This window comes from Pontibacter russatus (assembly GCF_009931655.1).
Taxonomy (GTDB): domain Bacteria; phylum Bacteroidota; class Bacteroidia; order Cytophagales; family Hymenobacteraceae; genus Pontibacter; species Pontibacter russatus.
Genome location: NZ_CP047984.1, coordinates 2,233,985 through 2,260,431 on the forward strand (window position 1 = coordinate 2,233,985; position 26,447 = coordinate 2,260,431).

The 26,447-nt window shown below is 55.7% G+C and carries 17 protein-coding genes, 2 tRNA genes and 3 rRNA genes; 13 read left to right on the forward strand and 9 right to left on the reverse strand.

The annotated features are described in order from the left end of the window. Positions 1–15 precede the first annotated feature (15 nt). From GSQ62_RS08920 to GSQ62_RS08940, 5 genes are all read left to right on the forward strand, one after another. On the forward strand, positions 16–390 hold the full coding sequence (locus tag GSQ62_RS08920; RefSeq protein ID WP_237587105.1) for a VanZ family protein: 375 nt from the start codon (positions 16–18) through the stop codon (positions 388–390). Between the two features lie 544 nt (positions 391–934). Then, a complete protein-coding gene (locus tag GSQ62_RS08925; protein WP_161889180.1) occupies positions 935–1,342 on the forward strand; it encodes a hypothetical protein in 408 nt (135 codons plus the stop codon). 18 nt (positions 1,343–1,360) lie between these two features. After that, positions 1,361–1,888: a hypothetical protein gene (locus GSQ62_RS08930; RefSeq protein WP_161889181.1), complete on the forward strand. Its 528-nt coding sequence runs from the start codon at positions 1,361–1,363 to the stop codon at positions 1,886–1,888. A 29-nt stretch (positions 1,889–1,917) separates the two neighbouring features. Beyond that, positions 1,918–2,262, forward strand: coding sequence for a hypothetical protein (locus GSQ62_RS08935; RefSeq protein ID WP_161889182.1), 345 nt, complete (start codon positions 1,918–1,920; stop codon positions 2,260–2,262). Between the two features lie 110 nt (positions 2,263–2,372). Beyond that, positions 2,373–3,644 carry a M28 family metallopeptidase gene (locus GSQ62_RS08940; protein ID WP_161889183.1) on the forward strand — a complete coding sequence of 424 codons (1,272 nt, stop codon included), beginning with the start codon at positions 2,373–2,375 and terminating at the stop codon, positions 3,642–3,644. A 100-nt stretch (positions 3,645–3,744) separates the two neighbouring features. Here GSQ62_RS08940 and GSQ62_RS08945 read toward each other — a convergent pair whose 3' ends face one another. Next, positions 3,745–4,623 (reverse strand): YicC/YloC family endoribonuclease, encoded by an 879-nt coding sequence (locus tag GSQ62_RS08945; RefSeq protein WP_161889184.1) that lies wholly within the window; start codon positions 4,621–4,623, stop codon positions 3,745–3,747. A gap of 120 nt (positions 4,624–4,743) precedes the next feature. On the opposite strand from GSQ62_RS08945, the gene purQ reads away from it, so the two are divergent. After that, positions 4,744–5,436, forward strand: a complete 693-nt coding sequence (gene purQ / locus GSQ62_RS08950) for a phosphoribosylformylglycinamidine synthase subunit PurQ (RefSeq protein WP_161889185.1) — start codon at positions 4,744–4,746, stop codon at positions 5,434–5,436. 341 nt (positions 5,437–5,777) lie between these two features. After that, the gene (locus GSQ62_RS08955) at positions 5,778–7,310 is read left to right on the forward strand and encodes a SulP family inorganic anion transporter (protein WP_161889186.1); all 1,533 of its coding nucleotides are present in this window, start codon (positions 5,778–5,780) and stop codon (positions 7,308–7,310) included. Between the two features lie 145 nt (positions 7,311–7,455). Here GSQ62_RS08955 and GSQ62_RS08960 read toward each other — a convergent pair whose 3' ends face one another. From GSQ62_RS08960 to GSQ62_RS08970, 3 genes are read right to left on the reverse strand one after another with little or no spacing between them, the layout of a single operon-like run. After that, positions 7,456–8,607: a serine hydrolase domain-containing protein gene (locus tag GSQ62_RS08960; protein ID WP_161889187.1), complete on the reverse strand. Its 1,152-nt coding sequence runs from the start codon at positions 8,605–8,607 to the stop codon at positions 7,456–7,458. A 9-nt stretch (positions 8,608–8,616) separates the two neighbouring features. Further along, positions 8,617–11,835, reverse strand: a complete 3,219-nt coding sequence (locus GSQ62_RS08965) for a hypothetical protein (RefSeq protein ID WP_161889188.1) — start codon at positions 11,833–11,835, stop codon at positions 8,617–8,619. 4 nt (positions 11,836–11,839) lie between these two features. Next, on the reverse strand, positions 11,840–12,928 hold the full coding sequence (locus GSQ62_RS08970; RefSeq protein WP_161889189.1) for an NAD(P)/FAD-dependent oxidoreductase: 1,089 nt from the start codon (positions 12,926–12,928) through the stop codon (positions 11,840–11,842). Between the two features lie 79 nt (positions 12,929–13,007). Between GSQ62_RS08970 and GSQ62_RS08975 the strand changes: the two genes are divergently transcribed. The 6 genes from GSQ62_RS08975 (at position 13,008) to GSQ62_RS09000 (ending at position 21,059) form a co-directional block, all read left to right on the forward strand. Beyond that, the gene (locus GSQ62_RS08975) at positions 13,008–13,643 is read left to right on the forward strand and encodes an MBL fold metallo-hydrolase (RefSeq protein ID WP_161889190.1); all 636 of its coding nucleotides are present in this window, start codon (positions 13,008–13,010) and stop codon (positions 13,641–13,643) included. 19 nt (positions 13,644–13,662) lie between these two features. Continuing rightward, entirely contained in the window at positions 13,663–14,370 is a 708-nt protein-coding gene (pssA, locus tag GSQ62_RS08980) for a CDP-diacylglycerol--serine O-phosphatidyltransferase (RefSeq protein ID WP_161889191.1), read from the forward strand. Then, complete coding sequence (gene purS / locus GSQ62_RS08985) at positions 14,367–14,618, forward strand: phosphoribosylformylglycinamidine synthase subunit PurS (RefSeq protein WP_161889192.1); 252 nt, start codon at positions 14,367–14,369, stop codon at positions 14,616–14,618. Before pssA ends, purS begins: the two co-directional genes overlap by 4 nt. Positions 14,619–14,726: 108 nt before the next feature. Then, positions 14,727–18,587: a type IX secretion system sortase PorU gene (gene porU / locus GSQ62_RS08990; protein ID WP_237587106.1), complete on the forward strand. Its 3,861-nt coding sequence runs from the start codon at positions 14,727–14,729 to the stop codon at positions 18,585–18,587. A gap of 48 nt (positions 18,588–18,635) precedes the next feature. Further along, positions 18,636–19,751, forward strand: coding sequence for a type IX secretion system outer membrane channel protein PorV (gene porV, locus GSQ62_RS08995; protein ID WP_161889193.1), 1,116 nt, complete (start codon positions 18,636–18,638; stop codon positions 19,749–19,751). An 18-nt stretch (positions 19,752–19,769) separates the two neighbouring features. Then, positions 19,770–21,059: a M16 family metallopeptidase gene (locus GSQ62_RS09000; protein WP_161889194.1), complete on the forward strand. Its 1,290-nt coding sequence runs from the start codon at positions 19,770–19,772 to the stop codon at positions 21,057–21,059. A gap of 199 nt (positions 21,060–21,258) precedes the next feature. Here the strand turns inward: GSQ62_RS09000 and rrf are convergent. The 5 genes from rrf to GSQ62_RS09025 form a co-directional block, all read right to left on the reverse strand. Continuing rightward, a 5S ribosomal RNA gene (gene rrf / locus GSQ62_RS09005) occupies positions 21,259–21,370 on the reverse strand. A 99-nt stretch (positions 21,371–21,469) separates the two neighbouring features. Continuing rightward, positions 21,470–24,363: ribosomal RNA gene (locus GSQ62_RS09010) — 23S ribosomal RNA — on the reverse strand. Positions 24,364–24,578: 215 nt separating this feature from the next. Next, positions 24,579–24,652, reverse strand: a tRNA-Ala gene (locus tag GSQ62_RS09015). Positions 24,653–24,734: 82 nt separating this feature from the next. Beyond that, a tRNA-Ile gene (locus GSQ62_RS09020) sits at positions 24,735–24,808 on the reverse strand. A gap of 112 nt (positions 24,809–24,920) precedes the next feature. Next, positions 24,921–26,443 (reverse strand): 16S ribosomal RNA (locus tag GSQ62_RS09025). Together the 16S, 23S and 5S rRNA genes with 2 tRNA genes alongside form the textbook arrangement of a ribosomal RNA operon. Positions 26,444–26,447: the final 4 nt, after the last annotated feature.

The following is a 26,447-nucleotide window of genomic DNA, read 5'->3' on the forward strand; positions in this document are numbered from 1 at the left end:
TATATATAGATAGGCTTGATACTCCGATACAACCTGTTTACCATTCTTTGGGCAGCAGTGATTCTCGTCACGACGCTGCTGCCCTCTTCTTCCCTGCCCGCTGTCTCGGTTTGGGAACTGTTCTCCTTCGATTCCTTTGCCCACGCCTTTCTGTTCAGTGTGCTGACTTTCCTGATGATTGTGGGGTTGGCAAAACAGTTCACCTTTCTTCGGCTCCAGCACTACCCTATCCGCTACGCCCTCCTCATCAGCAGCATGTTCGGCATTTTCATCGAGCTGATGCAGCACCACTTCATCCCTGGCCGCCAGGGCGACATCATCGATGTGCTGGCCAACACCATCGGCTGCCTCCTCGGTATTTTGCTCTTTAAGTGGATATATGTCTGGTAAATCTGAGGTGTATAAGCTAAAGTCCTCCTTCTCGTACCGAAAGCCTTAGTACAATACTATTTAACCTGCTCCTCCTTCCATAGCAGGGAAGATAATGTAAGCGTTTTGCTGATGAAAAGATAAGCCAATTTGTTAGTTGGTGTAGACCGTAGCCGTGCTGGTTCATGCTCCGGTTCTTCTTTGTTATTGAAGATACTTGAGTTATTAATATGCCGTAGCGACGCTCTATCTATACCACCTATCATGCATTGAAGAAGAAGCCTAATATCCTATTATCAAAAATATTATCTCAATTATATATTACTTTTTTTATATCTATATAATTGCTATATTGTTGTATAGGAATGGCAACAAGAGACGCGCCTTTCCCATGCCTGCTGCATATTATATAGCTTGTAATGAGTATGCGGAGTATACACTGCTACTGAACAGACTACTGCATTGCTACCACAATTAGAGACACAGACGCTAAAACTGCCATAATGAGCGTATATGTAAGATGCTGAATGCCCGCTACTAAGCTACTTTAACAAATTTGTATACCATGAAAAAATCAATTCTAATGATGGCTCTCTTTGGGGGCCTCGCCTGCTCAGAGGCCTTTGCCCAGGACACGTTAAGCGTCGCCCCACCACAGGTAGCACAGGCCATGCTGGAGAAGCTGGACCATGAGCTTTCCCTCACCAGCCAGCAGGAGACGGAGGTGTATGCCCTGCTGGTAGAAAGGTCTGAGGAGTTCGCCCAAATCAGGGAGAGAAACAAGTCAAAAATCCTTTCTAAGGCCTCCTTTCAGCAAGCCAACGAACAGGCACTCAGAAAGTTGCAGCAGGCGCTGACGCCGGCGCAGTATGAAAAGCTAAAGGCGCTCCGCCAGGAGACACAACGGCAGAAAGCCGCCTATCGGGAGGAGGAGCTTTATAAAACCACCCAGGACATAGAGCTTGACTTTTAACCTTCATAGGAAACTGCCATGAAACGCTTAACTAAATACTTACCCTTACTGGGGCTGTGCATGCTGCTGCTGTCCTGCAAGAAAGACAAAGTAGAACCCTCCCTGCCAGAAGCAACCATGGAAGGAAAGGACACTTTCGGAGCTATGGTGAACGGGGAGATATGGGTGCCGAAGGGAAGGCCAAGTACTTTTGAACCAAATCTTGATGTTGTGTATAACCCAAACTACTCAGGTGGCTCCTTTGATATCAGGGCGTTCAGCAAGATAAAAGATGATCCAGCATTTTATGAATACTTCTATATTTATATGACTCAGCTTGACCATGAAGGAATCTATACTTTTGGTAATCCGGATATAGGTACAGTAACCTTCAGTTCACAGACCTGTGAATATGAGAGGGAGGATAATGTTCAGGGTACGCTGGAAATCACGAAGCTGGACATGCAGAGCGGCATCATCGCTGGCAAGTTTGAGTTTACGCTTTCAAAGCCTGGCTGCGATACCATCCGCGTCACCGAAGGCAGGTTCGACAAAAAGCTGTTTTAAATTAATTAAGTACTAAACCATATAACTTTATGAAAACAATATTACCCCTTTTCAAGGGGCTGGGATTACTGTGTGCTTTCCTGCTCCTGTTCTCCGGCAGCCTGCTTGCCCAGACCACCGTTACTATTGGCCCTGGGGCTAACTGGGCTGACGCGATGCTCTATAAAAGCTACCAGAACCTGAGCCTGGAGAATACCAATCTGCACACTCAAAACAGAAACCTGGCCAGTGCCTGGTCCAGTGGCGGCCAAAACACCTTCTTCCGGACGCTCTTTAGATTTGATTTGAGTAGCATTCCTTCGGGGGCTGTCATCCAAAGTGCAACGCTACGGCTTATCTCCCGGGGGAAGGGGCCCTGGTCCCTTTCAGGATAACAGTTATAAGAGGGAGCGTGGCTTGAATTAATTTTGTCCGCATACTTATTTATACAATGCTGCTTCACGGCGGGCCGTTTATATAGGATGATAAAATTTATCTTTAGCCGATGAAGCGACTCTACATCCTGCTCCTGCTGGTATATATGGCTGCCACGGCGGGCACAGCGCAGGACATGCCCCACGTGCGCCAGACCATCGACACCCTCACCTCCGCCGCCATGCACGGCCGCGGCTATATATACAACGGTGATGCCAAAGCGGCCGATTATATACAAAACAGGTTCCGGCAACTGGGGCTGCAGCCGCTGGGCGGCAGTTATATGCAGCCTTTCAGCTTTGCGGTGAACACCATCACGGAAACGCCCCGGTTACAGGTGGCGGGCAAGGCGCTGCAGCCGGGCAGAGATTTTGTAGCCAACGCAGCTTCCGCCTCCGGCAAGGGCAAGGCCCATATTCTTCCGCTGGATACCGCCGTTTTCAGTGATGCCGTGGCGGCCCGAAAGTTCTTCTCCCAGAGCTTCAGGAACAAAGCCCTTCTATATAAGCAACAGGATCAGAAACGGATAGGCCAGTTGCCAGCACCTTATCAGCAGCAACTGCGGCAGGCAAAGCTGCACGTGGTGCTGCAGCCAAAGGCGCTGCTGACCTCTGTGGCGCGGGATCAGGCGCCGCTGCCGGTGCTGGAGGTGCTGGAACAGGCTTGGCCTGCTAACGCTGAAAGTCTTACGTTTGAGGTGCAGGCCAAGCTACAGCCGCAGCACGAGGCAAACAACGTGATAGCCTACGTAAAGGGCGCTACTCAGCCCGATTCATTTCTGGTTTTCACGGCGCATTACGATCACCTGGGCGGCCAGGGCAAGGGCGTGTATTTCCCGGGGGCGAACGACAACGCCAGCGGCACCGCCATGTTGCTGGAACTGGCCGCTTACTACAGTCAGCCGGAGAATAAGCCCGATTACAGCTTGGTATTTATGGCCTTTGCTGCCGAGGAAGCCGGGCTGCTGGGTTCGTTTTATTACACGGAGCACCCGCTTTTCCCGCTTTCCCAAATCCGCTTCCTCATCAACCTCGACCTGCTGGGCACCGGCTCCGAAGGCATGATGGTCGTGAACGGGAAGGTACACGAGTCCGAATACAACCTGCTGCAACAGATCAACGAAAAGCACTACTACCTGCCGCAGCTCAGAAGCCGGGGCAAAGCCGCCAACTCCGACCACTACCCTTTCTCCGAAAAAGGCGTTCCGGCCTTCTTCTTCTACACCCTGGGCGGCACCGCCGCCTACCACAATCCCAACGACTACGCCGCTCAACTGCCCCTCACCGAGTTCAGGGATGTGTTTCAGTTGATCGTGGATTTTGCGGCGGCCCTGCAGCAGTAACTATATATACCCAAAGCGCCTGCTACATATAAGCAGCAGGCGCTTTCAGTTTGGCGGCAGCCGAGTCAGTTATATATGCCCGGTATACAAGTCTTCTGCCTTACAGGATGTTGTTGATCTGCTCCTTTATCTTCTCCAGTTCTTCCTTCATCTCCACCACATGGTGCTGGATGGTCGCGTCGTTGGCCTTGGAGCCGATGGTGTTGATTTCGCGGCCGATCTCCTGCGAGATAAAGCCGAGCTTTTTGCCGGTGGGCTCGGGCAGGTAAACAGTCTCGGTGAAATAGTGCAGGTGGTTTACGAGGCGCACTTTCTCCTCGGCAATGTCCAGCTTCTCTATATAGTACACCATCTCCTGCTCAAAACGGTTCTTGTCGAAATGCTCCGACAAGGATATTTCCTTTATATGGCCCCGGATGCGGTTGCGGATGTTCTCCATCCGCACCGGGTCGTGCTTGTCTGTCTCGGCCAGCAGAATCCGGATCCGGTCTATATACGACATAATCTCGGCTGTCAGCGCCTTTCCCTCGTCCGTCCGGAAGGCGTTGAGGCTTTGGATGGCCTCCTCCAGCAGGGGCTGCACCTTGCCCCAGTCGGCATCGGTCACTTCCTCTTCCTGCTCCTGCTGCAGCACCTCGGGCATGTGCAGCGCCAGCCGGAACAACTCCTCTTTCCCTGCGCCCAGCGTGTCGGCCACCGCATCCAACTCTTTGTAGTAGGCCTGCAGCAGTTCTTTGTTGATGGTGTTCTTCGCCTTCTGGGCTCTGTTCTTCGAAAACTCGATGTTCACGCTCACTTTGCCGCGCACCAGCGCCCGCTGCACCATGTTCCGGACGTCGTATTCCCGGTCTGAGATAAACTTGGGGAGGCGCACGCTCAGGTCCATGCTTTTGGAATTCAGCGAGCGGATTTCAACGGAGATAGAGTACTGGTCGGTATCGAGGCGTGCACTGCCAAAGCCTGTCATGGACTGCAACATAAGCTAATCATCAGATGGTACAGTGGCAAAGTAACTAAAATTATCCAACTTTGCTCGGCAGCCTCCACGAAAGCTGCTCTCAGGTATGTTGCCAATCATAATTTGTTTTAACTTTGTGCCATGAAATTTGGTGTAGTCGTTTTTCCGGGGTCCAACTGCGACCAAGACCTTGTGGATGCCATCGGCATTGGCATGCAGCAGGAAGTTGTAAAGCTGTGGCACAAAGACCACGACTTGCAGGGCTGTGATTTTATACTATTGCCGGGTGGCTTCTCCTATGGCGACTACCTGCGCTCCGGTGCAATTTCACGCTTCTCCCCCATCATGCAGGAGGTGATTCAGCACGCGGAGCGCGGCGGGTATGTGATGGGCATCTGCAACGGTTTCCAGATTCTGACGGAGGCCGGGCTGCTGCCGGGCGCGCTGCTGCGCAACGTGAACCAGCAGTTTATATGCGACAACGTATATATAAAACCGGTGACCACCAACCTGCTGCCCACGCAGCTGCTGGACCTGAACAAGGCCTACAAAATACCGGTGGCGCACGGCGAAGGCTGCTATTATGCCGACAAGGAAACGCTGAAACAGCTGCACGACAACGACCAGATCATGTTTAAGTACAGCAGCAACGTGGCCGACACGCACGAGATATATAACATCAACGGCAGCCTCCTGAACATTGCCGGTGTGAGCAACGCCCGGAAGAACGTGTTCGGGATGATGCCGCACCCGGAGCGCGCCGTAGACCCCGAACTGGGCAATACCGACGGCCGCGCCATTTTCGAGTCGCTGCTGCACCTGGTGAACGCGTAATTTTCCTTTGGAACTTATATATGGCAATGAGCCCCGCCTGCTCCGGTAGCAGGCGGGGCTCATTGCTTTTCAGGCTGTTGCCAAAGCCTCCCTGGCATATAACTATAAGATACGCTTCCATCTTACCTGCGAAAGTCCTACCTTTGCCCCCTCTATGAGAAAAGCCACTCCCTTCCTTTCGCTTACTCCCCCGTGAGTTCCTTCTGATTAAATTCTTTTGCTTCTCCAGCGCCTCCCTACACAGGCACTGGAGCCATCCCTCTTTATATATGCCCGTATTTTCAGCACCCGCTGGTTGCTGCCAGTACCGTTTTCCCTATTTTTTGTATTAATGTTCAAGGATGAAACAGTATTTACGCCTTTTCGACTTCAGTAACAAAGTAGCTTATAAAACCGAGGTGCTGGCCGGGCTTACCGTCGCCATGACCATGATTCCGGAATCCCTTTCTTTCGCCATATTAGCTGGTTTTCCGCCACTGGTGGGTTTGTATGCCGCCTTCATTATGGGTTTGGTGACAGCGGTGTTTGGCGGCAGGCCGGGCATGGTGTCGGGTGGGGCCGGTGCCACAGCCGTGGTGCTTATTGCCCTGATGCAATCGCATGGGCTTGAGTATGTGTTTGCCGCAGTGGCGCTGGCCGGTGTTCTTCAGATTGTGGTGGGGGTATTTAAGCTCGGGAAGTTTATCCGCCTCGTGCCCCAGCCGGTTATGTTTGGTTTCGTGAACGGGCTGGCTGTCATCATCTTCATGTCGCAGCTGGCGCAGTTTAAGACGGTGGTAAACGGGGAAGTTACCTGGCTCTCCGGCGGGCCGCTCTACGTCATGGCTGGCCTGGTGGCGCTCACCATTGCCATTATCATACTGCTGCCCAGATTCACGAAAGCCATCCCCCCCTCCCTGGTCGCCATTATGGTTGTCTTCGGTATTGTGCTCGGCTTTGGGATAGAGACTAAAACGGTGATGGACATTGCCTCCGTAAGCGGCGGCTTTCCTCCCCTCCATATACCACAGGTTCCGCTTACCCCCGACACGCTGCAGATCATCTTTCCATATGCCCTGATTATGGCGGGTGTCGGCCTGACGGAGAGCCTGCTCACCCTGAACCTGGTGGATGAGATAACCGGAACGCGCGGGAGCAGCAACAGGGAATGCGTGGCGCAAGGCGGTGCCAACCTCCTGAACGGCTTTTTCTTCGGGATGGGTGGCTGCGCCATGATCGCTCAGACACTCGTCAACCTTTCGGCTGGGGCACGGGCGCGGCTGGCGGGCATTGTAGCGGCGCTCACCATACTGGCCATCATCCTTTTCGGAGCCCCCGTCATCGAAAGAGTGCCAATGGCAGCTTTAGTAGGCGTCATGATCATGGTGGCCTTCGGCACGTTTGAATGGATCAGCTTCAGGATCATCAATAAAATGCCCCGGCATGATGTGTTTGTAGGCATCCTGGTAGCCGTTATCACTATATGGCTGCACAACCTGGCCCTGGCCGTGCTGATTGGTGTGATTATAGCCGCACTGGTGTTTGCCTGGGAAAGCGCCAAGCGCATCAGGGCCAGAAAGTATGTTGACGGCAGCGGCGCAAAGCACTACGAGTTGTACGGCCCACTGTTCTTCGGTTCCGTGGCCGCTTTTACGGAGAAATTTGATGTGGTTAATGATCCGGAGGAAGTGATCATCGACTTCAGGGAAAGCAGAGTGGCAGACATGTCTGGCATAGAGGCCCTGAACAAATTGACGGAGCGCTACCATAAGGCAGGCAAAAAGCTGCACCTGCGCCACCTGAGCCCCGATTGCATGAAGCTGCTCAGAAATGCTGACAAAGTCATCGACGTCAATATCCTGGAAGACCCGAATTATGTTGTGATGGGCGATTAGGATATTTTGAGCGAAGCTGCCTATATATAGGGCCGGCTTTGGAATCCCAGCCCCTTCAGACATGAGCGGCGTTTTGCAGGGTATTAAACCGCAGCGCGAGCGTTCCGCCGCGCCTGGTGCGCCCCGTAGTATAACACCTGTAAGGCTACGACACCACCTTATTTACCGCATCCACTATCACCCTCACATCAGAGGGGTGGTTGTTTACTACCTCACTGCGCTCCTTGCCCAGCCGCACAATGATAAGGTTCTTCTCAGGGATCACGATGATGTACTGGCCCAGGATGCCGCGCGCGTAGAAGATGTTATGGCCTTTGTAGCCGGGCAGCAGCCACCATTGGTAGCCGTAGAAATCGGTCTTGCTGCCGTCGGATGCCTTGGGGAGATTGGTTGGCGTGAGGGAGGCTTTCACGTAATCGGGCGGCACGATGGTGTCGCCGTTCCAGACGCCGTTGTGCAGGTACAGTCTGCCGAGGCGCGCCAGGTCGCGGGCGTTGGAGAAAAAGCAGCAGTAGGCTTTCTCCATGCCGTCGGGTTTGTCCACGCTCCACTCCGCGTTGTGCGCCGCCCCCAGCGGCCTCCACAGCTTTTCCTCCACCAGTTGGCTCAGGCTTTTGCCGGTGGCCGCCCGCAGCACGAAAGCCAGCACCTGCGTGTCGCCGCTTTTGTAGGTGAAGGCCCTGCCCGGTTCGTCCACCGCCTCCAGCCTGTCAATTATCTTTTTCAGGTCAGAGCCATAATAGCTCTCAGTGGTCATGGAGAAGGGATTTATATAGGACTCGTCCCAGTTAAGGCCGGAACTCATCCGGAGCAGATCATGTATCCTGATTTTGGCTTTGACCCCTTCCCGAAACTCCGGCAGGAAGTCCCCCACCGGCTGGTTCACGCTCTTGATGTCCCCTTCTTTGATGGCGATGCCGACCAGCATGCTCACAATGCTTTTGGCCATAGAGAAAGAGTTGCTCAGCGATGCGCTGGAATATCCGTCCCAGTACTGCTCGTGCAGGAGCGAATCGTCTTTCACGACCAGAAACGCCACCGACGACAGTTCTTCGTGCAGGCGCTCCAACTCCTCCGGAAAGGTGATTTTATTATACGCCGATGCTTTGGACCACGGTTGGGTCACCTGCGGGGCCATTATCACGCGCTGCTCAAATATCTCGTTGTCATCTATGTCTGCCAGGTTGTAGAAGAGCGCCCTGTACACATAGTTTTTGTCAGCCATGTGGATCCAGGCGGCCAGCAGCCCCAGCAGCAGTATGCTTCCAATACTCAGGCGCCTGGTTCCCCGACTCATAAGGCTTCTTTAGAAATCATAGCCCAGCGTCACATAAAACTTAGGCCCCGTGCGGCTTTCCTCTGCCTCGCCCCAGGCCACATCCAGCTTGCCATATACGCCCAGCAAGGTAGTGCGTGCGCCCACCCCATACCCTATCAGGAACGGGTTGCGGTAGTTGACCACGGTAATCTCGAAGTTATCCCGATCGGTGGGGCTGAGGACGCCGCCAATCACGCGGGTGTTGATCGAGTTCTCGCCTGTAAAGGGATTGGCGCCGTCATAGGCAGAGCCGGCATCCGCAAAGGCCGTCAGCTGCAGGTTCCGGAAAAAACCCGAGGCGATGGGCCCGTTGTAGATGTACTGCACAATCGGGATGCGCAGTTCCGCATTAGCCAGCAGGTGCCGGCTGCCCGTGCGCACGTTGTAGTTAAAGCCCCTAAGCGGCGTCACGTACTCCAGGTAGAACAGGTCGGCAGGCGAGCCGACCTCCACGTCGTTCAGTTCGGAGGTTTCGTCCTGGTCGGCCAGTAGCCAGTTGTCCATGCCGCCAATCAGGAATTTCTTGTCGGAGTTGCCGAAAAAAGCGCCATAGCTGATGCGCGTGGCCAGCACAATCTCCCGGTGTATTTTCAGGTAATTCCTGAAATCGACATAAACTTTGTTGAAGTTGCTTTCAGAGCCGTTAAACCCTTTGAGCGACAAGGCTCCTATCTTCAGGCGGGTTCCCTCCAGCATATTGATGCCGGTCCGGACGCTGTTGTCATATACCAGTTCCACGTTCCCTCCCCAGAAATTCTCCACGCTGTCGGGTATATAAAAGTCGTTCATATACGTGAAGCGCGTGCTCACGAATTTGGGCATGACGTGGATGCTGGTGCTGTGGCTCAGCGGGAACACCACCTTCGGGCTCAGCTCGTTCTTGGCGAAACGCACCCGCGACCCCGGCACATTCAGCAGCCCCCCTTCCAGCGTCTCGCGCTCAAACTCCACCCCTACGTCCAGGCGGTTTTTCAGGTTCATATACTGGGCCCAGAAGCTGCTGGACCCGAGGTCGGTGCGCAGAAAAGCCGTGCCCTGTATATGGTGGTTCTCGAACAGGTCGCTCATGCCCACGCCCGCCACAATGCCGAAGCCGAGCAGCGGGTCGGCATGCACCGACGTCACAATCTCCTGCACGCTGAAGCGCACGTCGTAGTCCAGGGGCCCCACCATCTCAAACGGCCTGGCGGTAGTGGCCCGGCGGATAGCTGCCCTGGGTTTCGTTTCGGCATTCTCCTCCGTGGCCGTGGCGGCAGTGTCGCTCTCAAACTCGTAATCGTCGATGTTCACTTCCCCGTCCTGGCGCCTGCTGGGGCTGGCGCGCCTGGTCACGGTGCCGTTGTCCTCCACTATTTTCTGCGTGTTGGTTGTATTGCTTGCTGTGCGGGCGCGGGTCTCCAGAATAATCTGGCGTGAGGTGCGCGGGAGTTCCTGAAGTGTGGCGGGCGTAAACTGCGGCAGCAGGTACACAAAGGGGTGCGCATCTTTTTTCGCAACCAAAGCCAGCACATTGGCAGACGGCACATAGTCGTAGGCCTCGATGCCCTGGATAAAACTGGTGACGGGCGTGCTGGCGCCCGTGCTGAGGTTGTAGGAGTAGAGGCTGCGGATGCCGCTTTGCTCGCCCAGGTACACAAAGCTGCCGTCCTGCGTTGCCCTTGGCAGCAGCTCGCTGGCAATAGAGGTTGTCAGCTGCCGTATGTTGGCGTCAGGTCCCTGCTCCTGCTGCAGCAGAAAGATGTCGTAGTTGTTCACAACGCTGCTGAAGGTGGCGGCTCCGGCGCTCCCCGTGCTATTGGCGGGGCGGTTAGAGCTGAAGACAATGCCACTGTTGCCTTTCAGGAAGGCAGGGTCAATATCATCGTATATGTCGTTGGTGAGTTGCCGCTGCAGGCGGCCGGTGGCGCGCAGCAAAAACAAGTCAGTTTGCCCGTTCTGCACCGCGCTTATCACCAGGCTGTTGCCGTCCTCTGAATAGCTCATGCCGTTTACCAGCGCAAAGGGCTCCAGCACCGTACCGGCAGTGGTCAGGTTCTCCACGAAAGGGATAAAGGAGTAGCCGTCGCGGGCGTCTACCTGCCGCAGCAGCATCTCTCCCCTCCTCGACTCAATAAAGCCAAGCGTTGTGTTAGAGCGCCAGGCCAGCACCGGCATCTTGTAGTCCACTTTCTGGTCCACACTCTTGTAGCCAGCGCGCCATACCACACGGTCGCGCTTGCGGCGCACATCCTGCACAAATATCTTGAAGATGCCGTTGTCGTTCTTCACGTAGGCCAGCATCGTGCCATCCGGGTTCAGCACCGGCTCGCCGTAGTAGTGGCCCTCTTTGTTCTTGCTGAACAGCTTATGCTCTTCGGGCAGCGGCACCAGCGGACTGTCGGCGCTGGTGTTTATCTGCACATAGTAGTTGTACCAGTCCTGCAGAAAGCGCTTGTACGGGATATTGAGGCTGCTGGTGATGCCAATCTCCACGTCACGGGTAATGCGGGTCAGGTTCAGGATGTTCTGGATGGCGGTGTAGCCATAGCGCTCCGCTATATAGTTCCAGACCGACTGGCCGGTGAGTTCGGGGTTGATGGCGAACAGCTTCTCCGGGCGCTGCCTGTCCTGCCTCAGCAGCATATCGCGCATATAGTTGTCCATGCGTATGCTCCACCCTTCTGCCGTGTAGGCCGCCACGCCGCCTATAAACCACTCGGGCAGGCGCAGCAGGTAGCTGCTCTGGAGCGCCTCTTTCAGGCTGCCGCCGTACATCATGTCGTTCATGAGCAGCTGCGTCAGCTCGAAGCTCAGGTCGCGCTTAAACTCCGTCTGGGTGCCCTGGTAGGCCATCTCAATCTTGCTCTTCATAAAGAGCGTCTCGCCGCCGGTCTGGTACTGGTCGTTGCTCAGGCCGATGTTGCTCTGCAGCAGGTCGGTGGGCGAGTTGTACAGCATCAGGGTGATTTTAGAGTACGGGTAGTACCCGATCAGGCTGGTGATGCGGCGCAGTTCCTTCTCGGCATACTCCGCTGCGTTTTTGGCCACCTCCTCGCCGCCCTGGTAAAAATAGACGTTAAAGTTCTGCGTGCTGTAGAGCTTCCACTCGAAGTTCTTGTATTGTATCCGGCTCTTGCCGAACATATCGCGGTTTGGCTGCGCATGCAGGGCGGCACCCGTTAGGGAGCAAAGCACAAACAGCAACAGAAACCTAATGGGGAAACGCATGCGCTTAGGGTTGAGTGTTTTGTGGTTTTATATAGTCGTAATATAACGATAAATACCTTGAAATTCGTATGTCAGGCATCACTTCTGCCTCACCGGCCAGGGCGGCGGCGAAGTGCTGCGCCAGGTAAGGCGCCATCAGCACCCCCTTCGACCCCATGCCGTTGAAAACGCTCAGCTGCGGGTACTGTGGGTGCACCCCCACCAGCGGTTTCCGGTCGCGCACGGCTGGCCGGATGCCAGCCCGGTGGTTAGTAATGCTAAAATGCTGTGAAGTGATCTGGCTGAAGCGGGTGGCGAGTTCCTGCCGTCCTTCCGCGCTAGGCTGCTCGTCAGGCTCCCGCCAGTCGTAGGTGGCCCCGACCAAAAACCTGCTCCCTCCTATCGGAACAACGTAAACGGCTTTGTTATAGATGCATTCGGGGTTAAAATTCTGCGCCTGCACCTCCAGCACCTCGCCCTTGGTGGGCTGCACCGGCAGCCACCGAAAGTACGGGTTGTGTATCACCTGAAATCCCTCGCAGAAAACAAGGTGACGCGCCTCGTACTCTTTGTATTTTACTCCCTGCGAAGTGAGCTGCAGTTCGTCCATCTCAAACCGCTCCGGCAGCAGCAGCCCCTGTGCCAGCAGTTCCTCCGTCAGCAGGTGCAGCATAGTCTCCACCAACAGGTTGCCGGCCCGGCCAATCATGAGGCCGCCGTAAGGGTCGTGAATGTCCGGCTGCCCGGTGCGCTGCGTGTAGGTGCCGAGTATAAAATCATTCCAGCCCTCGTTGCCGCTCCTGGCCATCCAGGTGTTCTGTTCTTCGATGGAGGAGAAGATTTTATAGATCGGTTTGTGGGTGAAGAGTTCCTGCCCGAAACGCGCCTCCAGCTCCGCGTAAAAAGCGTCGGCGGCAGGTATAAACTCGTCGGCCATCCACGACTTGGCAAAGCGCTTCCCGGCGACGGGGTTCAGCAAACCGGCTGCCACCCGCGAGGCGCTGCTCGGCCGGGGCTCGTCGATGACCAGCACCTGATGGCCGCGCTTGCGTAAGGTATAGCTTAGTATGGCGCCAGCCAGGCCGTGCCCAACCACTATAAAATCGTATTTCATCGGGGCAAGTTACGCGATGTACAGGTGAAATCAGTAACTTAGGAGCCTCTTTTGTGCTTGCCCCTCAACCCACAAACCTATGAACGTTACCTGCCTTACCTTTAACCCGTTCCAGGAAAACACCTACCTGCTGCACGACGACACCCGCGAGTGCGTGGTGATAGACCCAGGCTGCTATGAGAAAGCAGAGCACGAGCAGCTAAAGCAGTACATAGCAGAAAACAGCCTGAAGGTGGTGCGCCTCCTGAACACCCACTGCCATATAGACCACGTGCTGGGCAACAAGTTTGTGGCCGACACCTACAGCGTGGGCCTGGAGATTCACCCGCAGGATGAGCAGACGCTGCGCGCCGTGCCCACCTACGCCCCGGCATATGGCTTTCCGCTGTATGCGGAGGTGTTGCCGACAAGCTTTCTGGAAGAGGGCGACCGTGTGAAGTTCGGGAACACGGAGCTGCAGGTGTTCTTTACGCCGGGCCATGCACCGGGCCATATCGTGTTTTACAACGGGCCGGAGAAAATCTGCATCGGGGGCGATGTGCTGTTCCAGGGCAGCATCGGCCGCACCGATTTGCCCGGCGGCGATTTCGACACGCTCATCACCAGCATCAGAGAAAAGATGTTCGCCCTGCCCGACGACGTGACGGTATATCCGGGCCACGGCCCCGAGACCACCATCGGCTACGAAAAAAGGCATAACCCCTTCCTGCGCTAAGCTGCGCCGCGATTTATATATGAAAAAGCACATCCCCAACGCCATCACCTGCCTCAACCTGTTCGCGGGCTGCCTGGCGCTCTACTTCGCCTTCGAGGGCCAGTTGGTCTATACGGCTTATCTGGTGGGCGTTGCCGCCGTGTTCGATTTCCTGGACGGGATGGTGGCGCGCGTGCTGAAGGCCTACTCCGAAATCGGCAAGCAACTGGACTCGCTGGCGGATATGGTGTCCTTTGGGGTGGTGCCGGGCACTATCATGTTTGTGCTGCTGCAGCGGGCCGATGCGGAAGTGCTGGGCATTCCCGCCTATATAGTGGCCTTCTTCGGTTTTCTGATCACCATTTTCTCGGCGCTGCGGCTGGCTAAGTTCAACATCGACACGCGCCAGACCACCTCGTTTATCGGATTGCCTACTCCGGCCTGCACACTCTTCGTGGCCTCGCTGCCGCTTATCCTGCGCTACGGCGACCTCATCCATTACGAAATCATCCTGAACCCGCTGGTGCTGCTGGTGCTTACGGTGCTGCTCTCGTTTCTGTTAGTGGCCGAGCTGCCGCTGTTCGCCCTCAAGTTCACGAACCTGACGTGGCAGGACAACTCGGTGCGGTTTATTTTCCTTGGTTTGTCGGTTATCTTGGTGGCTCTTCTTAAATTCGCAGCGATACCCCTGATTATCGTGTTGTATATACTTTTGTCCATCATCAAAAAAACATCCCAATCCTCATGAAATTTGTCGCTGAAATAGATATAATGCCCCGCCCCGAACTACTCGACCCACAGGGAAAAGCCGTGCTGCTGGGCCTGGAGCACCTGGGCCTGGACCAGGTGAACGACGTGCGCATCGGCAAGCACATTACGCTGCAACTGGAAGCGGAGACGGAGGACATTGCGCGCGAGAAAGTGGAGAAAGCCTGCAACAAGCTCCTGGCAAACCTCATCATGGAGTCGTTTACCTACGAGCTGCGGCAGGCCTGACACCCGCTGACATACAATAAATTACCTGTATATTTGTTGGTTGAGAAGGCTGCCTGCCGCTATATATAGGTGCGGCAGGCAGCTTTTATATATACTATACAGGAGTAGATGATGATGCGGCCTCCCCGACTGGCTTATGTATGCGCGCTTTTCCTGCTGTGCTTACTGACGACGGCGCAGGCGCAGGCCCCAACAGCCACAGTCACGCTGCAATGGCAGGGACAGGCAGCTGTACTCCCCACGCACCACCCATCCGGCAAAGTCCCTACATTTACAGGCGCCTCCGTGGATGCGGTGGAAGGACTGCCGTACTTCCGCCTGCAACTGCCGGGCGTCCATGCCTCCAACTTCCAATTGAAAGACACGCAGTACCAAGCCTTCACCCCGGAGGAGCAGAAACTCCTGGACATATATAAATTCCTATCCGAGCCGCAGGTATATATAAACCCTGCCACGCAGCACAGGCAGCCGGTCAGCCTGATAACCATTCTTCCCATCCGGCGCAACCCGAACAGCAACCAGTTGGAGAAGCTGGTGCGCTTCCGTTATTCCTATACCGCCAACGGCACCAACACCACGCAAGCCCGCACGGCCAGTGCCAGCAGCTTTGCAGCTAATTCGGTGCTCCGTAGCGGGGAGTGGTATAAACTGGCCGTGACGGCATCGGGCATATATAAAATTGATAAAAGCGTGCTGCAGGCGCTGGGCCTAAACACCCAAAATATCGACCCGAAGAAGCTGCAGGTGTATGGCAACGGCGGCGGTATGCTGCCCCAGCCCAACAGCGCCCCCCGCCCCGACGACCTGCAGGAGAACGCCATTGTGGTGGCAGGCGAGGCGGACGGGAAGTTTGATGATGGGGATTATGCGCTGTTTTACGCGCAGGGGCCGCACACCTGGGCCTATGACACCACGCAGCAGCAGTTCCGGCATACCTACAACCTCTACTCCGACACCGCCTATTACTTTCTACGGGTTAATTATGAAGCTGGCTTACGGGTGGGCACCCGGGCCCCGGCACCCGGCGCCACCCAAACCATCAGCACCTATGAGGAGCACCTGTTTCATGAGCAGGATTTGAAGAATATGGTATACTCAGGCCGCGAGTGGTATGGCGAGGAGTTCAGCAGCTTCAGTGCCTCCCGCGATATTTCCTTTGCCGTGTCGGATGTGGCGCCGAATTCTGAAGTGCAGCTGACGGCGGCGCTGATGGCGAACTCCCCCGCCGCCTGCTCTTTTACCGTAAACCTGAACGGCCAGGAACTCGGCTCCCAGAGCATTCCCTCGCGCGGCACGTATGACTATCACCCGGAGGGCACCAACAGCACCATAACCTACACCCTCAACCAACAGGCCCTCGGCAACGCCACCGATTATAAAGTGAACCTGGCTTTCGGCACCGGCGGCAGTTCCACCTCCCTCGGCTACCTCAACTACCTGGAGCTTATATACAAGCGGCAGCTCAAGCTATATGGCGAGCAAACCAGTTTCCGGTCGGTGGCGAGTTTAGCCGCGCCGGTGAGCGCATTCAGCATAGCCGGGGCGCCAGCAGCAGCCACTGTGTGGGATGTGACGAACCCGCAGCACCCCGAGGCACAGCAACTCAGCAACGGCACTTTCAGCGCACCCACCGCTATACTCCGCGAGTTCGTGGTATTTGACGGCAGCAGCATCAGCGCAAAACCAACGGCCGTAGGCAAAGTGCCGAACCAGAATTTACACAGCGTCAACGCCGACGGCTCCCTCGACTTTGTGATTGTGGCGCACCCGGCTTTTCTGCAGGAGGCAAACCGGCTGGCGGCCCACCGGGCGCAGCACAGCAACCTGCAGGTGCAGGTGTTCACGCCGCAGCAGATCTACAACGAGTTCTCGTCCGGGGCGCAGGACGTAACCGCCATCCGCGACTTTATGCGCCTGGTACACAGCCGCAGCGGCAAGCGCGGAGATGACGTGCTCTACCTCCTGCTCTTCGGCGACGCCTCCTACGACTATAAAAACCGCATCCGCAACAACACCAACTTCGTGCCCATATATGAGTCGCGGGAGTCGCTGCACCCCATTAACAGCTACTCGTCGGAGGATTATTTCGGTTTTCTGGATGAGGAGGAGGGCGAGTGGGCGGAGAACACCTTGGGAGACCATCTGCTGGACATCGGCATTGGGCGGCTGCCGGTAAAATCAGCGGCGGAGGCGGCGACTGCCGTGAACAAAATCATCGCCTATGACAGCCCCGCCCATTTCGGAAGCTGGCGCAGCCGCATTACCTTTGTAGCCGACGACGGCGACCGCAACGAGCACCAGGACGACGCCGAGTACCTGGCCCGCTACGTGGAAAATAATTTCCCAACCTACACGCCCAACAAGGTATATATAGATTTATATCCGCAGCAGGCGGTTTCTAACGGCCAGCGGGTGCCGGAGGCCACCGAAGCCGTCAACCGGGCCGTGGAGCAGGGCTCGCTTATCATCAACTACACCGGGCATGGTAATGAGGTGAGCCTGGCGGCCGAGCAGATTCTGACGCTGCCCCAGGTCAACAACTGGACGAACAAGGACAAGTTGACTTTCTTCCTGACGGCCACCTGCGAGTTTGGCCGCTACGACGACCCGACCCGGGTATCGGCGGCGGAAACAGCCCTGCTGCTGGAGGGCGGCGGTGCCGTGGGCCTCGTCACCACCACCCGACCCGTGTACTCTACCGACAACCGGGTGTTGAACCGCAACTTCTTCAAATTCGCCCTCACGCCGCTGAATGGCCGTATGCCACGCCTCGGCGATTTGGTGCTCCGGACCAAGAACAACAGCATCACCGACTCCATCGGCGGCTCCACCGGCGTCAACAACCGCAACTTCTCGCTCCTCAGCGACCCCTCCATGCAACTGGCCTACCCGGCGCTGCAAGCACAGATAACGCATATAAACGGCACCGCAACCACCACAGACACTCTCAGTGCCCTGAGCAAAGTAACCCTGAAAGGCCATATAGCAGCAACTAACGGCAGCGTAGCCTCCGGTTTCAGCGGCGATCTGCACCTGACGGTATACGAGAAGCCGACCACCCGCTATACCCTCGGGGATGAAAGCTCGCAGAAAGTGCCGGTACAGGTGCGGGAGAATATTATATACGACGGCAAGGCCACCGTGCAGCAGGGGCAGTTCGAGACCACGTTTGTGGTGCCCAAAGACATCGCCTACGACTACGGCTCGGGCAAGATTTCGCTGTACGCCAGCAACAGCACCACCGACGCCATGGGCGCCAACCAATCCATTGTCATCGGCGGCACCGCCACCAACGTTCCCGCAGACAATCTCCCGCCCACTGTTAAGTTATATATGGATGATGAGTCTTTCGTGCATGGGGGCAGCACCGGCAGTACCACCACCCTGCTCGCCAACCTGTTCGACGACAACGGCATCAACACGGCGGGCATGGGCATCGGACACGAGATTACCGCCATCCTGGATGAAAATCCCGACAACCTCATTGTGTTGAACGACTATTACACCGCAGCAAAGGACAACTACCAGAAGGGCCAGGTAAAGTATATGCTGAAAAACCTGGAGGCGGGCCCGCACTCGCTCCGGCTGAAGGCCTGGGACACGCACAATAACTCTACAGAAGAATATATAGAGTTTTTTGTATCTATTGATGCCGGTCTTGCGTTAGAGCATGTGTTGAATCACCCAAACCCGTTTTCCACGAACACCACCTTCCACTTTGACCATAACAGAGTAGGCCAAAACCTCGAGATACAAGTGCAGATTTACACCATATCCGGCAAATTAGTAAAAACCCTGCAGACGACTTCTTATGCCAGCAAAGCCCATGTGGCGGACATTTCCTGGAATGGCCGGGACGAATACAATGATGTGCTTGCCCGCGGCGTTTATGTCTATAGGGTGAGTGTGCGTTCGCAGCAGGACGGCTCAAAAGCCTCCCGTTTCGAGAAACTTGTGATATTAAATTAGCTTAGTTATTCTTAATATTTATATTTGATACAGCTATCAACCCAATATATGTACAATAAACGTCAGATTTTAAAGGCTACAGCGTTTGCATTCGCCTTGTTCTCAGCGCCTGCTGCTTTTGCACAAACCACTACCGGCCAGGAAGTTACCGCCGTAACCACAGCAGTTCCTATTCTCACGGTAGCGCCCGATACCCGCTCTGCGGCCCTGGGAGACGCCGGTGTGGCCCTGTCGCCGGACGCCAACGCAGCCTATTGGAACGCAGCCAAGCTGGGCTTTGTGGAAAATGACATGAGCGTGGCCTTCTCTTACGCCAAGTGGCTGGGCAATATCGTGGACGACATGTCGCTGAACTACCTGTCTGGCTATAAAAAGCTGAACGAAACCTCCGCTTTATCTGTGTCCTTGATGTATTTTGACCTGGGCGAGATACAGTTTATTGACGCCAGCCAGAATCCGCTGCAGAACTATAATCCCAAAGAGTATGCTGTTTCCGTGGCTTATGGCCAGGCCCTGAGCGAGAACTTCAGCGTGGGCGTGGCGGCCCGCTTCATCCACTCGAACCTTGCTGGCGACGTGAACGTGAGCGGGAGCAACATTGAGTCGCAGCCGGGAAACACGGCTGCCGTAGATGTGGGCGTGTATTACAACAAAGACATCAACCAGAACCTGAACCTGGGGCTGGCTGCCAACGTCTCCAATATAGGTGGTAAAATAGCCTACTCCGAAAACGAGGACAAGAGCTTCCTGCCCACCAACCTGAAAGTGGGTACGGCCCTGACATATAACTTGGATCCCTACAACTCCCTTACCCTGGTGGTGGATGCCAACAAGTTGCTGGTGCCGTCTCCGGGCGCTGACACGGACCAGAGCGTGGTGAGCGGCATTTTTTCCTCCTTTGGCGATGCTGCGGGCGGCGGAAGCGAGGAACTGAAGGAAGTGAATTTCTCGACGGGTGTGGAGTACTGGTATAACGAACTGTTTGCGGCCCGCGCCGGTTATTTCTATGAGCACCCCGAGAAAGGCGGCAGAAAGTACTTCTCAGCCGGTATGGGCATCCGTTACCAGAAGTTTGGCCTGGACGCCGCTTACCTTGTCCCCGGCGACCAGAGCAATCCGCTGGCAGACACCTGGCGATTCACACTCGCCCTGAACCTTGAATAGATAATTAAACAATACAGAATGCTTGATAGAACAAAAGCACCAGAAACATACGAAATAGATGCCATCACGCTCCAGGTTGCGGAGGTAACCAATCTGAGCAACGGAGCGAGGTTGCATGTCATCAAGAGCGAAACCCAGCCTGTCATCAGGCTGGATTTTGTTTTTAAAGCCGGGAAGTGGTTTGAGGAGAAAACTGGGGAATCTGACCTGGCCGTGAAGATGCTGCAAGAAGGCACCCTGAACCACACGGCAAAGCAGATTGCCGATAAAGTGGCTTTCTACGGCGCTTCGTTCGAAAATAACCACGGCTACGACCGCACCGAGTTCACGCTCTACTGCCTCTCTAAATATGTGCAGGAATTACTTCCGCTCGTGCTGGACGTACTGCAGAACCCTGCGTTTCCGGAGGAGGAATACAACCTTCTGAAGCAACGAACTATTCAGAACGTAAAGGTGCAGCGGCAGAAGAACAGCTACCTCGCCACGCACAGCTTCACCAAACAACTCTTCGGGGAGGAGCACCCCTATGTATTTGGCTTTGATGAGGGTGCTCTGAAGACGCTGACAAAGGAAGATTTGCAACAATTCTACAGGAACAGGTTCCTGACGCAGGAGTTAGAGGTATTTGCCTGCGGCGCGATAGATACGCCCATGCAGCGCTACCTGGAGCATGGAATTCAACAGCTACAACTACAGCCTTCTAAGGCGTCATATATAACCGCTCAGAAAAAAGCGGCCGTATATGCGGCAGATAAATCCAGCCTGGTCTATATGGAAGACAGCCTGCAGTCCTCTATCCGGATGGGGCGAAGGTTTCCTCATATAAAGGACAAGGACTACCTCCAGCTTTTAGTGTTGAATGAGATATTCGGCGGTTACTTCGGCTCCAGGCTGATGCGCAACATCCGGGAAGACAAAGGCTATACCTATGGCATCAGTTCTGTCATATCTACCAAAGAGAAAGACAGCATGTTCTATATAGGAACAGATGTGAACTATGCCGTCACAGATAGCACCATTGAGGAAATAGTGAAGGAGATGAGGCTGTTGCAGCAAGTGGCGGTGCCGGAGGATGAACTGCAGACCGTTAAGAACTACATGCTGGGTAAATTTTTGAACGACCTCAACACCATCTTCGAGCAATGCGACCGCTACAAGAAAGTGGTGCTACATGACCTGCCGCTGAGCCACTACAACGAGTTTGTGACGACTGTAAGAACAACTACCGCCCCAGAACTGATGCAATTGGCCCAACGCTACCTGCAGCCTGATGAACTATACACAGCTGTTGCCGGTCGCAAGTCCTAGTTCACGCTATTATATAACAGTAAGAAGCCCCGGCTATATATAAGCCGGGGCCTCCCCGCGCTTTTTGTAGCTATATATAGGGTAGCTCAAGCCCGCTCTTGTTCAGATATACAAAAGGCTTTGTACCTCTCCGCCTGCCGGCTTTTCTTAAACGCGGACACCCCTGCGCTGTCTTTAGCGCAGGGGTGTGCTTGCGTGGGGTTGGCGGCCACCTACTCTCCCGCCGGTGAGGGCAGTACCATCGGCGCGTCCGGGCTTAACTTCTCTGTTCGGGATGGGAAGAGGTGCTCACCGGAGCCATAGCCGCCATTCTCTTCGCACGGTTGCCGGCCGTGCCTGATGGCTTTGTAGTCGATTGGCATGATGGGGGAAAGAGAGGGGAGGGAAGGGGCGGGCCGTGTGCGGCCCTGTTGGGAACGCGCCCGGGCAATTAGTATGGCTCGGCTGTGGTGTCTCCACCTTTACACCTGCCACCTATCGACGTCATCGTCTCTGACGGCCCTTCAAGGGAGATCTCATCTTGGGGCGGGTTTCGCACTTAGATGCTTTCAGCGCTTATCCCGTCCGAGCGTAGCTACCCTGCGCTGCATCTGGCGATACAACAGGTCCACCAGCGGCTCGTCCAACCCGGTCCTCTCGTACTAAGGTCAGGGCCCCTCAAATCTCCGACGCCCGCAACAGATAGGGACCGAACTGTCTCACGACGTTCTGAACCCAGCTCGCGTGCCACTTTAATCGGCGAACAGCCGAACCCTTGGGACCTTCTCCAGCCCCAGGACGTGACGAGCCGACATCGAGGTGCCAAACCTCCCCGTCGATATGAGCTCTTGGGGGAGATCAGCCTGTTATCCCCGGCGTACCTTTTATCCTTTGAGCGATGGCCCTTCCATGCGGAACCACCGGATCACTATATCCGCCTTTCGGCCCTGCTCGGCTTGTGGGCCTCACAGTCAAGCACCCTTCTGCTATTGCGCTCTGCGCACGGTTACCAAGCGTGCTGAGGGTACCTTTGAAAGCCTCCGTTACTGTTTTGGAGGCGACCACCCCAGTCAAACTACCCACCAAGCACTGTCCCCCCTCAAGGGAGGTTAGGCGCCAGGCAACCCAAGGGTTGTATTTCAAGGACGGCTCCGCGATGCCTGGCGACACCGCCTCACAGCCTCCAACCTATCCTACACATGGGTTACCCAGCGTCAATGCTAAGCTATAGTAAAGGTGCACGGGGTCTTTCCGTCCCGTTGCGGGTACTCGGCATCTTCACCGAGACTACAATTTCACCGAGCTCACGGCTGAGACAGCGCCCAGATCGTTACACCATTCGTGCAGGTCGGAACTTACCCGACAAGGAATTTCGCTACCTTAGGACCGTTATAGTTACGGCCGCCGTTTACCGGGGCTTCGATTCAATGCCTCGCCTCGCGGCTAACATCCCCTCTTAACCTTCCGGCACCGGGCAGGTGTCAGGCCTTATACTTCATCTCTCGATTTCGCAAAGCCATGTGTTTTTGTTAAACAGTCGCCTGGGCCTCTTCACTGCGGCTTCTCATGTTGCCATGAGGAAGCACCCCTTCTCCCGAAGTTACAGGGTCATTTTGCCGAGTTCCTTGGCCGTGATTCACTCGAGCACCTTAGGATTCTCTCCTCGACCACCTGTGTCGGTTTGCGGTACGGGCGGCAAGCCATTTAAACGCTTAGCGGGTTTTCTCGGGAGCCTGATTAGGGACACTATCTCCTCGGCCGGGGCCTTGGAGTACTATCAGCTTTCAGCAAGCCTGGCGTACTTCACAACCAGGCCTATACCTACGGCCTTCAACGCACTATTCCGTCAGTGCGCGGTCCTTTCACTTCTCCGTCACCGCGTCGCTATGGCGTGCCGGTGCTGGAATATTAACCAGCTGTCCATCGAGCTGCGCCTTCGCCTCGCCCTTAGGACCCGACTAACCCTGATCCGATTAGCGTTGATCAGGAAACCTTGGTCTTTCGGTGTGCGGGTTTCTCGCCCGCATTATCGTTACTTATGCCTACATTTGCTTTTCCCTGCGCTCCAGCATACCTCGCCGGTACGCCTTCACCGCAGCAGGGAATGCTCCCCTACCAGTGTATAAATACAATCCGCGGCTTCGGTACTACGCTTGATGCCCGATTATTATCGATGCCCTGTCGCTCGACCAGTGAGCTGTTACGCACTCTTTAAAGGAATGGCTGCTTCCAAGCCAACCTCCTGGCTGTCACTGCAACTGGACCCCCTTTGTTCAACTTAGCGTAAATTTGGGGACCTTAGCCGGCGGTCTGGGTTCTTTCCCTCTCGGCGCGGGACCTTAGCACCCCGCGCCTCACTGCCGCGTATGTCATGCGGCATTCGGAGTTCGTCAGGATTCGGTAGGATGTGACTCCCCCTAGTCCTATCGGTAGCTCTACCTCCGCATGACTCCACCGCGACGCTGCCCCTAAAGGCATTTCGGGGAGTACGAGCTATTTCCCAGTTTGATTGGCCTTTCACCCCTACCCACAGGTCATCCAAATCCTTTTCAACGGAAACTGGTTCGGACCTCCAGCTGGTTTTACCCAGCCTTCATCCTGCCCATGGGTAGATCACAAGGTTTCGCGTCTGCCCCCCCTGACTCTGCGCCCTGTTCGGACTCGCTTTCGCTGCGGCTCCGCGCTTTCAAACGCTTAACCTCGCCAGGGAGGAGCAACTCGTAGGCTCATTATGCAAAAGGCACGCCGTCACCCCACGAAGGGGCTCCGACCGCTTGTAGGCGCATGGTTTCAGGATCTGTTTCACCCCCCTATTCGGGGTGCTTTTCACCTTTCCCTCACGGTACTGGTTCACTATCGGTCTCTCAGGAGTATTTAGCCTTGCCGGATGGTGCCGGCGGGTTCAGGCGGGATTTCTCCGGTCCCGCCCTACTCAGGATACCACTAGGGCCAAAGAGCTTGCGCGCACGGGACTATCACCCCCTATGGCCAGGCTTCCCAGCCTGTTACGCTTCAATCTTTGGTCCCACCGCGTGGTCCTACAACCCCGGCCCTGCCTTGACAGGGCCGGTTTGGGCTGTTCCGCGTTCGCTCGCCACTACTTGCGGAATCACTCTTGTTTTCTCTTCCTCCGGGTACTTAGATGTTTCAGTTCCCCGGGTTCGCCCCCCGTAGGGTAGTGTATCTTCAATACACTGGGTTGCCCCATTCGGATACCCGCGGATCAATTCGTATGTGCCGATCCCCGCGGCTTGTCGCAGCTTGTCGCGTCCTTCATCGCCTCTGAGAGCCTAGGCATCCCCCATGCGCCCTTCTCTGCGTTCTCGGCCGCCGCATCGCTGCGGCGGCCCGCCTCTTTCTCAAGAATTGCATGGGCTGCCCGAAGGCAGCCTAAACTTTACTTTTTCTCTCTCTTTCCCATCATGTCAAAGAACTTCCCTTAATTGCTGGCTGCCTGTTGCTGTAAAGCAAGGAGCGGCATCCATCCTTAAGCTGGAGGCGGGGACCTGCCGTCCCCGCCTTGTTGTTGTGTGCGCTGTGTGGAGAATAACGGAGTCGAACCGTTGACCTCCTGCGTGCAAAGCAGGCGCTCTAGCCAGCTGAGCTAATCCCCCTTTTTCAGTCACGGGCCAGGAGCCGTGGGTTTTCCAACCCTGGGCCCTGCACCCTGAACCTGCCCAGCTTCGCTGGGCTGAGTGGGCCTGCGTGGACTCGAACCACGGACCTCTACATTATCAGTGTAGCGCTCTAACCACCTGAGCTACAAGCCCTGGCGTCTCTGCGCGCTCCGGGCGCCTGGCAGTCGCCTGCAATGTTAAAATACGTTTTGATCGATCGGTGAGACAGAAAGAGAAAGGCCCGGGGGCCGGGGGACGGCCCTAGAAAGGAGGTGATCCAGCCGCACCTTCCGGTACGGCTACCTTGTTACGACTTAGCCCCAGTTACCAGTTTTACCCTAGACGGCTCCTGTGACGGTCACCGGCTTCAGGTCTCCCTGACTTCCATGGCTTGACGGGCGGTGTGTACAAGGCCCGGGAACGTATTCACCGCGCCGTTGCTGATGCGCGATTACTAGCGATTCCGGCTTCACGGGGTCGAGTTGCAGACCCCGATCCGAACTGAGACCGGCTTTTTGAGATTGGCGCCCCGTTGCCGGGTGGCGACCCTCTGTACCGGCCATTGTAGCACGTGTGTAGCCCTGGGCGTAAGGGCCATGATGACTTGACGTCGTCCCCGCCTTCCTCGCTCCTTGCGGAGGCAGTCCCTCCAGAGTCCCCGCCATGACGCGCTGGCAACTGAAGGTAGGGGTTGCGCTCGTTGCGGGACTTAACCCAACACCTCACGGCACGAGCTGACGACAGCCATGCAGCACCTTGCTTTGCGCCCCGAAGGGAAGGCCCATTTCTGGACCCGTCGCGCGCATTCTAGCCCAGGTAAGGTTCCTCGCGTATCATCGAATTAAACCACATGCTCCACCGCTTGTGCGGGCCCCCGTCAATTCCTTTGAGTTTCACCCTTGCGGGCGTACTCCCCAGGTGGATGACTTAACGCTTTCGCTTGGACGCCGACAGTGTGTCGCCGACATCGAGTCATCATCGTTTACGGCGTGGACTACCAGGGTATCTAATCCTGTTCGCTCCCCACGCTTTCGTGCCTCAGCGTCAGTTTCGGCCCAGCGAGCTGCCTGCGCAATCGGGGTTCTTGGCGGTATCTAAGCATTTCACCGCTACACCGCCAGTTCCGCCCGCCTCGACCGAACTCAAGCCCGCCAGTATCAACGGCAGTTCCGGGGTTGAGCCCCGGGATTTCACCGCTGACTTAACGGGCCGCCTACGCACCCTTTAAACCCAATAAATCCGGACAACGCTTGCACCCTCCGTATTACCGCGGCTGCTGGCACGGAGTTAGCCGGTGCTTATTCACCAGGTACCGTCAGTTACCCCCGCAGGAGCGTTTTCTTCCCTGGTAAAAGCAGTTTACAACCCAGAAGGCCTTCTTCCTGCACGCGGCATGGCTGGGTCAGAATCTCTTCCATTGCCCAATATTCCCTACTGCTGCCTCCCGTAGGAGTCTGGTCCGTGTCTCAGTACCAGTGTGGGGGACCATCCTCTCAGAACCCCTAGCCATCGTCGCCTTGGTGGGCCCTTACCCCGCCAACTAGCTAATGGCACGCATGCCCATCTTCTATCGCCTCAGCTTTAACCGTCCTCGGATGCCCTCGGACGGTGTCATGCGGTATTAATCCCGGTTTCCCGGGGCTATCCCCCAATAGAAGGTAGGTTGCATACGCGTTACGCACCCGTGCGCCACTAACCCAGAAACCGAAGCCCCTGGGTCCGTTCGACTTGCATGTATTAGGCCTGCCGCTAGCGTTCATCCTGAGCCAGGATCAAACTCTCCATTGTAAGA

Bases quoted from the DNA above. Each gene is read 5' to 3' on its own strand.
- GSQ62_RS08935 (WP_161889182.1), top strand. From the start codon at position 1,918: ATGAAAACAATATTACCCCTTTTCAAGGGGCTGGGATTACTGTGTGCT.
- porV (WP_161889193.1), top strand. From the start codon at position 18,636: ATGTACAATAAACGTCAGATTTTAAAGGCTACAGCGTTTGCATTCGCC.
- GSQ62_RS08930 (WP_161889181.1), top strand. From the start codon at position 1,361: ATGAAACGCTTAACTAAATACTTACCCTTACTGGGGCTGTGCATGCTG.
- GSQ62_RS09000 (WP_161889194.1), top strand. From the start codon at position 19,770: ATGCTTGATAGAACAAAAGCACCAGAAACATACGAAATAGATGCCATC.
- GSQ62_RS08970 (WP_161889189.1), bottom strand. From the start codon at position 12,928: ATGAAATACGATTTTATAGTGGTTGGGCACGGCCTGGCTGGCGCCATA.
- GSQ62_RS08965 (WP_161889188.1), bottom strand. From the start codon at position 11,835: ATGCGTTTCCCCATTAGGTTTCTGTTGCTGTTTGTGCTTTGCTCCCTA.
- porU (WP_237587106.1), top strand. From the start codon at position 14,727: ATGATGATGCGGCCTCCCCGACTGGCTTATGTATGCGCGCTTTTCCTG.
- purS (WP_161889192.1), top strand. From the start codon at position 14,367: ATGAAATTTGTCGCTGAAATAGATATAATGCCCCGCCCCGAACTACTC.
- GSQ62_RS08940 (WP_161889183.1), top strand. From the start codon at position 2,373: ATGAAGCGACTCTACATCCTGCTCCTGCTGGTATATATGGCTGCCACG.
- GSQ62_RS08925 (WP_161889180.1), top strand. From the start codon at position 935: ATGAAAAAATCAATTCTAATGATGGCTCTCTTTGGGGGCCTCGCCTGC.
- GSQ62_RS08975 (WP_161889190.1), top strand. From the start codon at position 13,008: ATGAACGTTACCTGCCTTACCTTTAACCCGTTCCAGGAAAACACCTAC.
- GSQ62_RS08960 (WP_161889187.1), bottom strand. From the start codon at position 8,607: ATGAGTCGGGGAACCAGGCGCCTGAGTATTGGAAGCATACTGCTGCTG.
- GSQ62_RS08945 (WP_161889184.1), bottom strand. From the start codon at position 4,623: ATGTTGCAGTCCATGACAGGCTTTGGCAGTGCACGCCTCGATACCGAC.
- purQ (WP_161889185.1), top strand. From the start codon at position 4,744: ATGAAATTTGGTGTAGTCGTTTTTCCGGGGTCCAACTGCGACCAAGAC.
- GSQ62_RS08955 (WP_161889186.1), top strand. From the start codon at position 5,778: ATGAAACAGTATTTACGCCTTTTCGACTTCAGTAACAAAGTAGCTTAT.
- pssA (WP_161889191.1), top strand. From the start codon at position 13,663: ATGAAAAAGCACATCCCCAACGCCATCACCTGCCTCAACCTGTTCGCG.